This is a genomic window from Streptomyces sp. NPDC001502 (assembly GCF_042894785.1).
Classification (GTDB): domain Bacteria; phylum Actinomycetota; class Actinomycetes; order Streptomycetales; family Streptomycetaceae; genus Streptomyces; species Streptomyces kutzneri.
Genome location: NZ_JBIAVW010000018.1, coordinates 48,022 through 61,064, shown reverse-complemented (window position 1 = coordinate 61,064; position 13,043 = coordinate 48,022). Strand labels below are relative to the sequence as shown.

Annotated in this window: 9 protein-coding genes; 2 read left to right on the top strand and 7 right to left on the bottom strand. The window is 72.5% G+C overall.

The genetic code is table 11. The features are described 5' to 3' along the window. Nucleotides 1–86: 86 nt before the first annotated feature. Nucleotides 87–773, top strand: coding sequence for a methyltransferase type 11 (locus tag ACFY0D_RS27930; RefSeq protein ID WP_390800798.1), 687 nt, complete (start codon nucleotides 87–89; stop codon nucleotides 771–773). 9 nt (nucleotides 774–782) lie between these two features. Here ACFY0D_RS27930 and ftsH read toward each other — a convergent pair whose 3' ends face one another. The 6 genes from ftsH to ACFY0D_RS27900 form a co-directional block, all read right to left on the bottom strand. Next, nucleotides 783–2,759 carry an ATP-dependent zinc metalloprotease FtsH gene (gene ftsH / locus ACFY0D_RS27925; RefSeq protein WP_390800797.1) on the bottom strand — a complete coding sequence of 659 codons (1,977 nt, stop codon included), beginning with the start codon at nucleotides 2,757–2,759 and terminating at the stop codon, nucleotides 783–785. A 93-nt stretch (nucleotides 2,760–2,852) separates the two neighbouring features. Continuing rightward, nucleotides 2,853–4,424 (bottom strand): signal recognition particle protein, encoded by a 1,572-nt coding sequence (gene ffh / locus ACFY0D_RS27920; protein WP_390800796.1) that lies wholly within the window; start codon nucleotides 4,422–4,424, stop codon nucleotides 2,853–2,855. A gap of 244 nt (nucleotides 4,425–4,668) precedes the next feature. Further along, nucleotides 4,669–7,098: a [protein-PII] uridylyltransferase gene (locus tag ACFY0D_RS27915; RefSeq protein WP_390800795.1), complete on the bottom strand. Its 2,430-nt coding sequence runs from the start codon at nucleotides 7,096–7,098 to the stop codon at nucleotides 4,669–4,671. 17 nt (nucleotides 7,099–7,115) lie between these two features. After that, the gene (locus tag ACFY0D_RS27910; RefSeq protein ID WP_030009357.1) at nucleotides 7,116–7,454 is read right to left on the bottom strand and encodes a P-II family nitrogen regulator; all 339 of its coding nucleotides are present in this window, start codon (nucleotides 7,452–7,454) and stop codon (nucleotides 7,116–7,118) included. Next, the gene (locus tag ACFY0D_RS27905; RefSeq protein ID WP_390800794.1) at nucleotides 7,451–8,794 is read right to left on the bottom strand and encodes an ammonium transporter; all 1,344 of its coding nucleotides are present in this window, start codon (nucleotides 8,792–8,794) and stop codon (nucleotides 7,451–7,453) included. The genes ACFY0D_RS27910 and ACFY0D_RS27905 overlap by 4 nt, the downstream gene beginning before the upstream one ends. A gap of 313 nt (nucleotides 8,795–9,107) precedes the next feature. Next, nucleotides 9,108–10,598 (bottom strand): hypothetical protein, encoded by a 1,491-nt coding sequence (locus ACFY0D_RS27900; protein ID WP_390800793.1) that lies wholly within the window; start codon nucleotides 10,596–10,598, stop codon nucleotides 9,108–9,110. A 422-nt stretch (nucleotides 10,599–11,020) separates the two neighbouring features. On the opposite strand from ACFY0D_RS27900, the gene ACFY0D_RS27895 reads away from it, so the two are divergent. Then, complete coding sequence (locus ACFY0D_RS27895) at nucleotides 11,021–11,692, top strand: bifunctional DNA primase/polymerase (protein WP_390800792.1); 672 nt, start codon at nucleotides 11,021–11,023, stop codon at nucleotides 11,690–11,692. A 79-nt stretch (nucleotides 11,693–11,771) separates the two neighbouring features. Here ACFY0D_RS27895 and ftsY read toward each other — a convergent pair whose 3' ends face one another. Further along, the gene (ftsY, locus tag ACFY0D_RS27890; protein WP_390800791.1) at nucleotides 11,772–12,989 is read right to left on the bottom strand and encodes a signal recognition particle-docking protein FtsY; all 1,218 of its coding nucleotides are present in this window, start codon (nucleotides 12,987–12,989) and stop codon (nucleotides 11,772–11,774) included. Nucleotides 12,990–13,043 lie beyond the last annotated feature (54 nt).

The following is a 13,043-nucleotide window of genomic DNA, read 5'->3' as shown; positions in this document are numbered from 1 at the left end:
CCGCGCTCCTCTGGACGCGGGGGCGAATGGGGAGTTCTCTGGCAACGGGGGCAAGGGGGCGACACGGAATCAGGAGCGCTCTTTCGATGACACCGACGCCGACGGCGACGCTCGTCGCCCGGGACTGGGCGGAGATCCAGGAACGGATGCTTGTACCGCTGTACGAAGCGGTCTACGACCGGCTGGAGGTCGGGCCGGGCGACCGGCTGCTCGGCCTGGACTGCGGAGCCGGGCTGCCGCTGCTGCTGGCGGCCGGGCGGGGAGCCGTGGCCACGGGCGTGGAGGCGGATCCGGCCCGGCGGGCGCTGGCCCGTGAGCGGCTGCTGGAGGTTCTGGCGGCCCCGCCGGAGCCGTCGGCCCCGCCCCGCCCGTACGACGCCCTGCTCGCCTTCTCCCCGGCGCCCGCGGCCCTGGCTGCGGCCCTGCCCGCGGTCCGCCGCGGCGGGGCGGTGGTGCTGGCCGGCTGGGGGCCCGCGGAGCGCTGCACGGTGCCCTCGGTCCTCGGCGGCGGGCCCGCGCCGCGGGATCTGGACACGCTGGTGGAGCGGGCCGGGCTCCGGCCGGACGGTTCCGGGCGGGTGTTCTGCCCGTTCGGGTACGCGGACGTGGACAGCGCCGTACGCGGGCTGCTGTCGACCGGGCTCTACGACGGCACGGCCGATTCCGTGCTGGCGGAGAAGGAGCTGGCCGAGGCGCTTCACCCGTTCGAGCGATCCGACGGCGCCGTGTGGCTGCCGAACATCTTCCGGTACGTGATCGCCCGGGTGGACTGACGGCCGCCCTCAGTCGGTGCCGTGCCCCTTCGTCAGCCGGGCGATGCCGGCGGCGGCGTAGGCGGCCGTCTCGTCCAGGGTCTCGTTGGCGAGGAGGGCCCGGGCCAGGGCGTCCAGCTGCGGGCGGTGATCGCGCAGCAGGCGGCAGGCCTCCAGGTAGCACTCGTCCACGATGCGCCGCATCTCGTGGTCGACCGCGTCGAGGGTGGCGGGGGCGGCGGAGAGGCCGTAGGGGCTCTGCCCGTCTGAGGGGATCGCGGTGAGGCGGCCGATCCGCTCGCTCATGCCCCAGCGGCCGACCATGCCGCGGACGATGTTGGTCACCTGCTCCAGGTCGTTCTCGGCGCCGGTGGTGACGACGTCGTAGACGACGTGCTCGGCCGCCATGCCGCCGAGCGCGCCGATGATGCGGCCGCGCAGGTACGGCTCGGTGTAGGCGTACCGGTCCGCGTCCGGGGTCGAGAGGGTGACGCCCAGCGCGCGGCCGCGGGGCACGATCGTGATCTTGCGGACCGGGTCGGCGCCCGGCTGGAGCATGCCCAGCAGGGCGTGGCCGCTCTCGTGGTAGGCGGTGCGGCGGCGCTCCTCCTCCGGCATGACCAGCGGTCTCTCGGCGCCGAGCTGGACCTTCTCCAGGGCGTCCGACAGGTCCGCCCCGGTCACCTGCTTCTGCTGGCGTTTGACGGCCAGCAGCGCGGCCTCGTTCGCCAGGTTCGCCAGGTCCGCTCCGGTCATGCCGGGGGTGGTCCGGGCCACGTGCGCCAGGTCGACGCCCTCGGCGAGCGGGATGTCCCGGGTGTGGATGCGCAGGATGGCCTCGCGGCCCGCCCGGTCGGGCGGGGAGACGACCACCATGCGGTCGAAGCGGCCGGGGCGGGTGAGGGCGGGGTCCAGCACGTCCGCGCGGTTGGTGGCCGCGAGGACGATCACGCCCTCCGAGCCGGAGAAGCCGTCCATCTCGGTGAGGATCTGGTTGAGGGTCTGTTCGCGTTCGTCGTGGCCGCCCATGGCGCTGCCGCCGCCGCGGGCCCGCCCGATGGTGTCGATCTCGTCGATGAAGATGATGGCGGGGGCCACCTTGCGCGCCTCGGTGAACAGTTCGCGCACCCGGGAGGCGCCGACCCCGACGATCATCTCGATGAACTCGGAGGCGGAGGCGGAGAAGAACGGCACCCCGGCCTCGCCCGCGACCGCGCGCGCCAGCAGGGTCTTGCCGGTGCCGGGCGGGCCGGAGAGCAGGACTCCGCCGGGCATCCGGGCGCCCATCTTCCGGTACTCCTGCGGGTTCTTGAGGAAGTCGACGACGTCGTTGAGCTCCCCCTCGACCTCGTCGATCCCCGCCACGTCCTCGAAGGTGGTGCGGCGGGAGCCCGTCTCCAGCTCGACCGGCTTGGGCGGCGCCTTGCGGCCCAGTGCGCCCATGCCGCCCATTCCCGAGCCCATCCGGCGGGCGATGACCACCCACAGGAGGACCAGCAGCAGCATGGGGGCGAGGGAGATCAGCAGGTTGGCGAGGAAGCTGCGCTGGACGACGACCGGGGAGGCCGTCACGGTCACGTTCTGCTTGGTGAGGTCGGCCCACAGCGCGTCGTCGGCGAAGGCCGGCCGCTGGGTGACGAATTTGGTGTAGTCGCCCTTGTCGCCGTCGGGCAGCGGCTGCTTGGCCTTCAGCTCGCCCTGGATGGCATCGCCCTTGGAGTAGATCTTCGAGACGTTGCCGGCGGCCACCTGCTTGCTGAACTCGGTGTACGAGATCGTCGGCTCGTCCCCCTCGTTGAAGAAGGACAGCACCAGGTTGGCCACCAGATAGACGATCAGGGCCGCGAGGATCAGCCCCCGCCAGCCGCCCGGCAGCCCCTTCTTCTTCGGCGGAGGACTGGGCGGGGCGCCTTCCGAGCGCCAGGGGGTGTCGGCCCTGTCGCGGGGAGGTACGGGGGTGGGGCTGGGCACGGGGCGCCTCCTTCTGCCATCCTCCCGGCCGACCATAAGGGATAAATCAGACGGTCGCCCCAGCAGAGAACAGCAGGGCCCCGACCGTGCGAACACGGCCGGGGCCCTCCTCACCCACCTGTGCGGGTGCTACTTCATGAACTTCTTGAACTCGTCCGGAAGGTCGAAGTCGTCGCCGCCCTGACCGCCCGCCGGAAGGCCGAAGGGGTTGCCGGCGGCCGGGGGCTCGATCGCCTGCGGGCCCTGCTCGCGGCGGGCCGCGGCTGCGGCCTCCTCTTCCTTGCGCTTCATCGGGTTGCCGCTCTTGCGCTTGCCCTTGGCCTGCTTGACCTGCTTCTTCTGCCGGCCGGGGCCGCCGCCCATCCCGGGCATGCCGGGCATGCCCGGCATGCCGCCGCCCTGGGCCATGCGGGACATCATCTTGCGGGCGTCGAAGAACCGCTCGACCAGCGACTTGACCGCGCTGACCTCGGTGCCGGAGCCCTTGGCGATACGGGCACGGCGCGAGCCGTTGATGATCGTCGGGTCCTGGCGCTCGGCCGGGGTCATCGACTTGATGATCGCGGCGGTGCGGTCGACGTCACGCTCGTCGATGTTGTTGATCTGGTCCTTGATCTGCCCCATGCCGGGCAGCATGCCGAGCAGCTTGGAGATGGAGCCCATCTTGCGGACCTGCTCCATCTGGGCCAGGAAGTCGTCGAGCGTGAACTCCTTGGGGCCCTTGGCGAGCTTGGCCGCCATCTTCTCGGCCTCGGCCTGCGAGAAGGTCTTCTCGGCCTGCTCGATGAGGGTGAGCATGTCACCCATGTCGAGGATCCGGCCCGCCATGCGGTCGGGGTGGAACGCGTCGAACTCGTCGAGCTTCTCGCCGTTCGAGGCGAACATGATCTGCTTGCCGGTGACGTGCGCGATGGAGAGCGCGGCACCGCCTCGGGCGTCGCCGTCCAGCTTGGAGAGCACGACGCCGTCGAAGCCGACGCCGTCGCGGAAGGCCTCGGCGGTGTTGACCGCGTCCTGGCCGATCATGGCGTCGACGACGAAGAGGATCTCGTCGGGGCTGACGGCGTCGCGGATGTCCGCGGCCTGCTGCATCAGCTCGGCGTCGATGCCGAGGCGGCCGGCGGTGTCGACGATGACGATGTCGTACTGCTTGTTCCGCGCGTACTCGACGGAGTCCTTCGCGACCTGGACCGGGTCGCCGACGCCGTTGCCGGGCTGGGGCGCGTACACGGCAACACCGGCGCGCTCGGCGACGACGCTCAGCTGGTTGACGGCGTTGGGGCGCTGGAGGTCGCACGCGACCAGCAGCGGGGCGTGGCCCTGCCCCTTCAGCCAGAGGCCGAGCTTTCCGGCGAGGGTGGTCTTGCCCGCACCCTGGAGACCGGCCAGCATGATCACGGTGGGGGCGGTCTTGGCGAAGCGCAGCCGCCGGGTCTCGCCGCCGAGGATGGTGACGAGCTCGTCGTTGACGATCTTCAGGACCTGCTGGCCCGGGTTCAGGGCCTTGCTGACCTCTTCACCGCGCGCGCGTTCCTTGACGTTCGCGATGAAGGAGCGGACGACCGGGAGGGCGACGTCGGCCTCAAGGAGCGCGATACGGATTTCCCGGGCCGCTGCGTCGATGTCAGCCTCGGACAGCCGGCCTTTGCCGCGCAGGCCCTTGAAGGTATTCGCCAAGCGGTCGGAGAGCGTATCGAACACGGTGGTCGCGATTCCTCGGGTCGGGGGCGTTGTGGTCGTCCCCCAGGGTATCGGGCCCTTCCCCCATCCGGGGACCTGCCTGCTCCTGGTGCGGGTCCGCCGCTGCTCGGAGCCTCTCCCCGTCCCGCCCTTTCGCCGTGTCCCGGGGCTCCGCCCCGGACCCCGCCCCTCAACCGCCGGCGAGGCTGGAAGATGCAGCCTCCCCGGCGTTCGAGGGGCGGAGCCCCGGCAGCGGCCGCCCGCGCTACGACAGGGCAGCCGCCACCAGGCCGGCCAGAGCGGTCGCGTTCGCGGGGTCCAGGGGCTTGCCCTCGGGGGTGGTCACGTACAGCGTGTCCACCGCGTTCGCGCCCAGGGTGGAGACGTGGGCGCTGCGCACCCTGACGCCCGCCGATTCCAGGGCCCGCCCGATCCGGTGCAGCAGGCCGACGGCATCCGGCGCGCGCACCTCCAGGACCGTGGCCAGGGAGGACACGTCCGGGACCACCGTGACCCGGGGCGGCGGCGGGACCACCCCGCGCCGGCGCGGATAGGCCGCCTCGCGGTCGGCCAGCTTGGCCGGGACGTCCAGGGAGCCGTCCAGGGCGCGGACCAGGTCGGTACGGAGCCGGGCGGCCTGCGGCAGCGCGCCGTACTCCGCCGCCACCCGCCAGCGCAGCACCAGGACCTCGCCGAGGCGGTCCGGGAGCTCCATGGAGCGCAGGTCGGCCGCCCGTACGGTGAGCCGGTGCAGGGCCAGGACCCCGGCCACCGCCGGGAGGACCCCCGGCTGGTCGGGGACGGCGACGACGAGGTCCACGCCGACCGCGTCGTCCTCCTGGCGGGCCTGGAGCGCCAGGACCGGCTCCCCGGTGCGCAGGGCCTCCACCGCCAGGCGTTCCTGTTCGGTGGTCGGGATCTCCGGTTCGCCGGCCGCCGGGGCCGTGCCGCGCAGTACGGCGGCGACCCGCGCGACGAGGTCCGCCACGAGCGATCCCCGCCATGCGCTCCACGCCGCCGGACCGGTGGCCAGGGCGTCCGCCTCGGTCAGGGCGTGCAGTATCTCCAGCGTGCCCACCGAGCCCACGGCTTCGGCGACCGCGCGGACCGTGGCCGGGTCGTCCAGGTCGCGCCGGGTGGCGGTGTCGATCAGCAGCAGGTGGTGCCGTACGAGCGCGCCGAGCACGGCGACGTCGTGCGGGTCGAAGCCGACGCGGGCGGCGACGTCGCGGGCGATGGTCTCGCCGGCCACCGAGTGGTCCCCCGGCCAGCCCTTGCCGATGTCGTGCAGGAGCGCGGCCATCAGCAGCAGGTCGGGGCGGCCGACCCGGCGGGTGAGGGCGGAGGCCCGCACCGCCGTCTCGATCAGGTGCCGGTCGACCGTCCAGGTGTGGACGGGATTGCGCTGGGGGCGGCAGCGCACCCGCTCCCAGTCCGGGAGCAGCCGGGTGATCAGGCCCTCGGCCTCCAGGGCCTCCCACACCGCCACCGTCGGCTCCCCCGCCCCCAGCAGGGTCAGCAGTTGCTCTCGGGCCTCGGACGGCCAGGGCACCGGGAGCGGTTTCCCCTGCGCCGCGAGTCTGCGTACGGCGTGCAGGGAGACGGGCAGACCCGCCTGGGCGGCGGCCGCGGCGAACCGCAGGGCGAGTACGGGATCGCGGTCGGGGCGCGCGGCCAGGGCCAGTACGGCCTCGCCGTCGGACTCCACCACGCCTTCGGCCAGGGGTGCCCGCGCAGCAGCGGCCCGGTCGCCGCGGGTGCCCAGCAGTCCGCGCAGCCGGGGCCGGGCGGCGCGGGCCCGCAGGACGCGCCCGACCTCCCGCCAGGTCACGTCGCCGGCGTAGGCGACGACGCGCGCGGCCTCGTACACCTCGCGCAGCAGCGCGTCCGCGTCGAGGAGGCCGAGCTGGGCCGCGACCTGGTCCTGTTCCTGGAGGGAGAGCCGGTCGGTGGCCCGGCCGGTGACCAGGTGCAGCGCGTCCCGGGCGTCCAGGAGCCGCCGCCGGGCCTCGGCGAGGCCCTCGCGCGGGGCGTCGGCCAGCCAGGACGCGGCGACCGCCCGCAGCGCGGTGGCGTCGCGGAGGCCGCCGCGGGCCTCCTTGAGGTCGGGTTCGAGCAGGAAGCGCAGTTCCCCGGCCCGTTCGGCCCGCTCGCGGCACAGGGAGTGCAGCTCCGGGAGTCTTTTGGCCGCCTGGTTGCGCCAGTCGGCCAGTACGGAGGTCCGCAGGCCGGCGAGGAGTCCCGCGTCACCGGCGACGGTGCGGGCGTCCAGCAGTCCGAGATGCACCTTGAGGTCCTCGGCGGCGGTGCGGCGGGCCTCGCCCGGGGTCCGCACCGAGTGGTCGAGGGCGAGGCCGAGGTCCCACACCGGGTACCAGAGGCGGTCGGCCAGTGCGCCCAGCGCCCGCGGCTCGGCCTTGCCGTCGTGCAGCAGCACCAGGTCGAGGTCGCTGCGCGGGGAGAGTTCGGCGCGCCCGTAGCCGCCGACGGCCACCAGCGTGGCGCCGCGGACGCCCGTCTCCCGTACGGCGGTCGTGAACAGGGCGTTCAGCCATTCGTCGGTCAGCCCGGCCAGGGCGGAACGGCGCGAAGGCCCGGACTGCGACTCCTCCTGGAGGAGTCGCAGCCGGGCCGCGGCGTATCCGCTGGGTCCCGAGTCGGCCGTGTGGTCGGTGTTCTCTTCGACGCTCGTCACCCGGGAGCTCCTGTCAGCTAGAGCGCGTCAGCGCCGCGCTCGCCGGTGCGGACCCGTACGACCGAGTCCACGGGGACGCTCCACACCTTGCCGTCACCGATCTTGCCGGTGGCCGCCGCGCTCACGATCACCCGGATCAGTTCCTCGGCGTCGGAGTCGTCGACCAGGACCTCGATGCGGATCTTGGGGACGAGGTCGACCTGGTACTCGGCACCGCGGTAGACCTCGGTGTGGCCGCGCTGGCGGCCGTAGCCGCTGGCCTCGGTGACCGTGAGTCCCTGCACTCCGAAGGCCTGGAGGGCTTCCTTGATCTCGTCCAGCTTGTGCGGCTTGACGATCGCGGTGATCAGCTTCATGCGTCAACCTTCTTGCTCGCGGCGGAGGGGGTGGGTGCGGCGGTGCTCCGCGAGGCGGCTCCGCCGCCGGCTCCGCTGAAGTCGTAGGCCGTCTCGGCGTGCTCGACCTGGTCGATACCGGTTACCTCGTCGTCCTCGGACACCCGCATCCCGATCGTCTTGTCGAGGAGGAAGGCGAGGAGCGCCGATGTCACCAGAGAGTAGGCGAGGACGGCGAAGACTCCGATGGCCTGCTTGCCGAGCTGTTCCAGACCGCCGCCGTAGAAGAGGCCGGCCACGTCGGACTGGACGCCGCCGGTGGCGAAGAGGCCGACGAGCAGGGAGCCGACCACACCGCCGACGAGGTGGACGCCGATCACGTCGAGGGAGTCGTCGTAGCCGAACTTGTACTTGAGGCCGACGGCCATGGCGCAGAGCAGACCGGCGATGACACCGATGGCGATCGCGCCGAGCGGGCTGACCGCTCCGCCCGAGGGGGTGATGGCGACGAGGCCCGCGACCGCGCCGGAGGCGGCGCCCAGGGTGGTGAAGGAGCCGTGGCGCAGCTTCTCGTAGCCGAGCCAGGCAAGCATGGCGGCGGCGGTGGCGACCTGGGTGTTGACGAACATGACCGCGCCGACGCCGTCGTCGTTGCCGAGCCAGGAGCCCGCGTTGAAGCCGAACCAGCCGAACCACAGGAGGCCGGCGCCGAGCATCACGAGGGGGAGGCTGTGCGGGCGCATCGGGTCCTTCTTGAAGCCGACGCGCTTGCCGATGACCAGGATCACGCCGAGGGCGGCGGCGCCGGCGTTGATGTGGACGGCGGTGCCGCCCGCGAAGTCGATGACGCCGAGCTCGAAGAGCCAGCCGCCGGCGCCCCAGACCCAGTGGGCGACGGGGAAGTAGACGACGGTGACCCACAGGCCGGTGAACAGGACCCAGGCGCCGAACTTCACGCGGTCGGCCAGCGCACCGCTGATCAGGGCGGGGGTGATGACGGCGAACATCAGCTGGAAGACGGCGAAGACGTAGACCGGGATGGTGTAGCCGTCCCACAGCTCGGTGATCCCGATGCCGCTGAGGCCGACGTAGTCGGAGTTCCAGCCGATGAGGGAACCGGAGTCGGTGCCGAAGGCGAGGCTGAAGCCGTAGAGGACCCACAGGATCGTGACGATCCCGAGGCTGATGAAGCTCATCATCAGCATGTTGAGGCTGCTCTTGACGCGGACCATGCCTCCGTAGAAGAAGGCGAGTCCCGGGGTCATCAGCATGACCAGGGCGGAGCAGATGAGCATGAACCCGGTGTTCGCGGCAGACAGCGTCGGGGCGTCTGCCGCGAGGGTCGTGATGGCTGATGCCATCGGCGTCTCCTCGTCGTCGGTACGTTCGCGTGCGGGCGATCGTGAAAACCTGAGCGGCGTAAAAGGGGGTGTCCGGCCGGGCTGGGGAGGCTGGCCGGTTAATGACCCCGAGATTCGCGCAGGCCGGTTTCCGGCGGCGCCGCTCGGTGTTTCGCGCCCGTGACGAAGAGGGCGGGCGTGTTACGCGTCAATGAACAGGTGGATCACGAAAGCCGGCCGCGGCAGTGACCCGGATGTCCTGGCTGGGGGAGCCTGATCGGGCTTCACGGGGTGACTGCCGCGGCCGGGGCCTTGGGGGCGGCCGCGTGGGCCGTCAGACGGCCTCCGCGGCTTCGGGGAGCCGGGAGGCGAGGTGGTCGGTGAGCCGGACCACCTCGGCGACGTCGCCGTACTCACGGGCGGCGGTGTCGACGGTCTTGCGCAGGCGGGTGTTCACCCGTTCGGACCGCACCTTTCCCGCCACGTCGAGGGCCCGGTCGACGAGGGCCGCGGCCTGCTCGGGCTCACGTTGGAGCAGGTGCACGGTGGCCATGCCGATGAGGTTGAGGGCGTAGGAGCGCTGGTGCTCCTCGTCCTTCTCGAAGAGCTCGACGGCCCGTTCCATGACGGGCTCGGCGAGGGAGGCGTACATGGGGCTGCGCCCGGCCACGTAGGCCAGGTCCCGGTACGAGTGGGAGTTCTCGCCGTTCAGCTCGGCCTCGGAGAAGAAGCGGATCCAGTCGGGTTCGGGCTCGCCCGCGAAGCCGACGTCGGAGAAGGTGTCCTCGGCCATCCGCACGGCCCGCTTGCAGCGGCTGGGCTGGCCCATGTTGGCGTACGCGCGGGCCTCCATCGCATACAGCATGGCCTGGGTGCGCGGGCCGGCGCAGTCGCGGCTGCCGTACTGCGCGAGGTGGATGAGTTCCAGGGCGTCCTCGGGGCGGCCCAGGTGGATCATCTGGCGGCTCATGCTGGAGAGGATGTACGAACCGAGCGGCTTGTCCCCGCCTTCCTTGGCGGCGTGCAGCGCGAGCACGAAGTACTTCTGCGCGGTGGGGTGCAGGCCGATGTCGTAGCTCATCCAGCCGGCCAGTTCGGCCAGTTCGGCGGCGACCTTGAAGAGCCGCTTCATGACCGGCGCCGGGTGGTTCTCCTGGAGCAGGTCGGTGACCTCGTGGAGCTGGCCCACGACGGCCTTGCGGCGCAGTCCGCCGCCGCACTGGGCGTCCCACTGGCGGAACATGACGGTGGTGGCGTCGAGGAGGTCGAGTTCCGGTCCGGAGAGCCGGGGCGGGCGGTGGCCGCCGAGGGCCCCCGTCGGCCCCGCCCCGCGCGGTCCCGGGTCGGCGGCCGGTACCGGGACGAGCCAGCGCTGCATGGGCTCGATGAGGGCGGGGCCGGCGGAGAGGGCGAGCGAGGTCCCGAGGAAGCCGCGGCGGGCCAGCATCAGGTCGCTGCGGGAGAACTCGCCGAGCAGCTCGACGGTCTGCGGGCCGGCCCAGGGCAGGTCGACCCCGGAGACGGAGGGGGTCTGGTGGGCGGTGCGCAGGCCGAGCTGCTCGATGGCGACGACGGAGCCGAAGCGCTCGGAGAACAGCTCGGACAGGATGCGCGGGACGGGTTCGCGGGGCTGTTCGCCGTCGAGCCAGCGGCGCACCCGGGAGGTGTCCGTGCTGATGTGGTGGGCGCCCATCTGGCGCGCCCGGCGGTTGACCTGCCGGGCGAGTTCACCCTTGGACCAGCCGCTGCGGACGAACCACGAGGTCAGCTGGTCATTGCGCGCAGCAGCATCCTCGATCGTTCCGCTTGCGCCGTTGCCGCTCACTGGAACGCCCCCATCCGCTCAGCATCTTCCACACGAAACCCTGGCCGGGGCGCCGGGCGCCACCACGGACCTTCACAGGTCCTTCACGTATTGCCTCCGGCATACCCACGAATGGGTCCGCCTTCGGTTTCGTGTACCGAAAGTAATCCTACGATCACCCCTGCGGCGAGGTCGATTCCAGAAACGCCACCATTCGCCACCCCTTCGAATGAACTAGCCACCCGCCAGGCGCGATTCACTTGACACCGAGGTGAAAGCGGATCGGTTGGACTGGAGTGCGCTCGGGGCGCGCGCGGCGAGGAGTGCGCCGGGCGGCAGTCGGAGAACACCCCGCGGCGGGACTGCCGGCAGAGGTCCCGCCGAGGTCGTCGCACCGGCTTCGTAACCACCGGCACGTCCGACCCGTTGGAGGGGGCATGGGCATGGGCTTCACGATCGGCGGCAGCCGCAGCACCAAGGAGTTCCGCTCCGGCACCCGGCGCCGCGGCGGCCGGACCTCGGAGTGCACGGCGGTGGCGGAGTACACCGGGCTGTGGGGCTGGGACGTGGTCCCCGGCGCCCGCGCCGCGGCGCCCGCCCGCGACTGCTCCTGCGGGGACGCGAAGTGCCGCGCACCCGGGGCGCATCCCCTGGCCTTCGCCCCCACGGTCCCGGCCGGGGCCACCCTCGACGAGGTCGCCGAGGCCTGGGGCGAGTACCCGGGCGCTGCCGTACTGCTCCCGGTGGGCCGCGCCTTCGACGTCATCGAGGTCTCCGAGGAGGCCGGGCGGCGCGCGCTGGTGCGGCTGGAGCGGATGGGCCTGCCGCTCGGCCCGGTCATCGTCACCGCCTGCGGCCGGGCGCAGTTCTTCGTGGCCCCGGGGGCGGCGGCCGAACTGCCGCAGCTGCTGTACCGGATGGGCTGGGACGACGCCGACCTCGACCTGCGGGCCCTGGGTCACGGGGCCTTCGTGACGGCCCCGCCCTCCGACCGCGCCGGGCTCGGCCAGGTCGGCTGGCTGCGGCCGCCCGCGCTCGACTCCGCCGGCGGCCCGCCGCAGGCCAGGCTGCTGCTGGGGACCCTCGCGTACATCTGCCACCGCTTCCGCCGGTAGCCCGTTCCGGACGCACACATGACGGTGCCCCCGCGTTCCGGCGGAACGCGGGGGCACAGGTGTCCGTGCGGGACCGTGGTCAGTCGCCGATCAGGGCGTCCACGAACGCCTCCGGCTCGAAGGGCGCCAGGTCGTCCGGACCCTCACCGAGGCCGATGAGCTTGACCGGTACGCCCAGCTCGCGCTGGACGGCCACGACGATGCCGCCCTTGGCGGTGCCGTCGAGCTTGGTCAGCACGATGCCGGTGATGTCCACGACCTCGGCGAAGACACGGGCCTGGGTCAGGCCGTTCTGCCCGGTGGTGGCGTCCAGGACCAGCAGGATCTCGTCCAGCGGACCGTGCTTCTCCACGACGCGCTTGACCTTGCCGAGCTCGTCCATCAGGCCGGTCTTGGTGTGCAGGCGGCCGGCGGTGTCGATGAGCACCACGTCGGCGCCCTCGGCGATGCCCTCCTTGACCGCGTCGTAGGCGATCGAGGCCGGGTCGCCGCCCTCGGGGCCGCGTACGGTACGGGCGCCGACGCGCTCGCCCCAGGTCTGGAGCTGGTCGGCGGCGGCGGCGCGGAAGGTGTCGGCCGCGCCGAGCACCACGGAGCGGCCGTCGGCGACGAGCACCCGGGCCAGCTTGCCGGTGGTGGTGGTCTTACCGGTGCCGTTGACACCGACGACCATGATCACGCCGGGAGTGTCCTCGCCGCTCTCCGTCTTCACGGCGCGGTCGAAGTCGGTGCCGAGCAGGGTCAGCAGCTCCTCCTTGAGCAGGGCGCGCAGGTCCGCCGGGGTCCGGGTGCCGAGCACCTTGACCCGCTCGCGGAGCCGGTCCACGAGCTCCTGGGTCGGCACGACGCCGACGTCGGCGACGAGGAGGGTCTCCTCGATCTCCTCCCAGGTGTCCTCGTCGAGGTGCTCCCTGGAGAGCAGCGTGAGCAGCCCCTTGCCGAGGGAGTTCTGCGACCGGGCCAGGCGGGCGCGCAGCCGGACCAGGCGCCCGGCGGTGGGCTCGGGAACCTCGATCTCGGGCGCGGCGGGGGCCGCGGGCACGGGTTCGGCCACCGGCGCCTCGACGGGGGCCTCGGCCTCCGGGAGCCCGACCTCCTCGATCGTGCGGCGCGGCTCTTCCGCCGTCTCTACGGCGTCCTCCCCCACCTGCGGCTCGGCAGGCGGGGCAGTGATGGTCGGCGTGCTCGGCGGTGCCGGCGGCGGCAGCTGCTTCTTCTTGCGGCTGCTGACCACGAGCCCGCTGATCACACCGACCGCGACCAGGGCGATGACTACAGCAAGGATGAGGATGTCCATAACCCCACCAGTATCGGACACGGCCGCCCCGGAGCCGGGAACCTGGGCATGCGG

Excerpts from the sequence above, each read along its gene's own strand:
- ACFY0D_RS27910 (WP_030009357.1), bottom strand. The coding sequence starts at position 7,454 with ATGAAGCTGATCACCGCGATCGTCAAGCCGCACAAGCTGGACGAGATC.
- ACFY0D_RS27930 (WP_390800798.1), top strand. The coding sequence starts at position 87 with ATGACACCGACGCCGACGGCGACGCTCGTCGCCCGGGACTGGGCGGAG.
- ftsH (WP_390800797.1), bottom strand. The coding sequence starts at position 2,759 with ATGGTCGGCCGGGAGGATGGCAGAAGGAGGCGCCCCGTGCCCAGCCCC.
- ftsY (WP_390800791.1), bottom strand. The coding sequence starts at position 12,989 with ATGGACATCCTCATCCTTGCTGTAGTCATCGCCCTGGTCGCGGTCGGT.
- ACFY0D_RS27895 (WP_390800792.1), top strand. The coding sequence starts at position 11,021 with ATGGGCTTCACGATCGGCGGCAGCCGCAGCACCAAGGAGTTCCGCTCC.
- ACFY0D_RS27905 (WP_390800794.1), bottom strand. The coding sequence starts at position 8,794 with ATGGCATCAGCCATCACGACCCTCGCGGCAGACGCCCCGACGCTGTCT.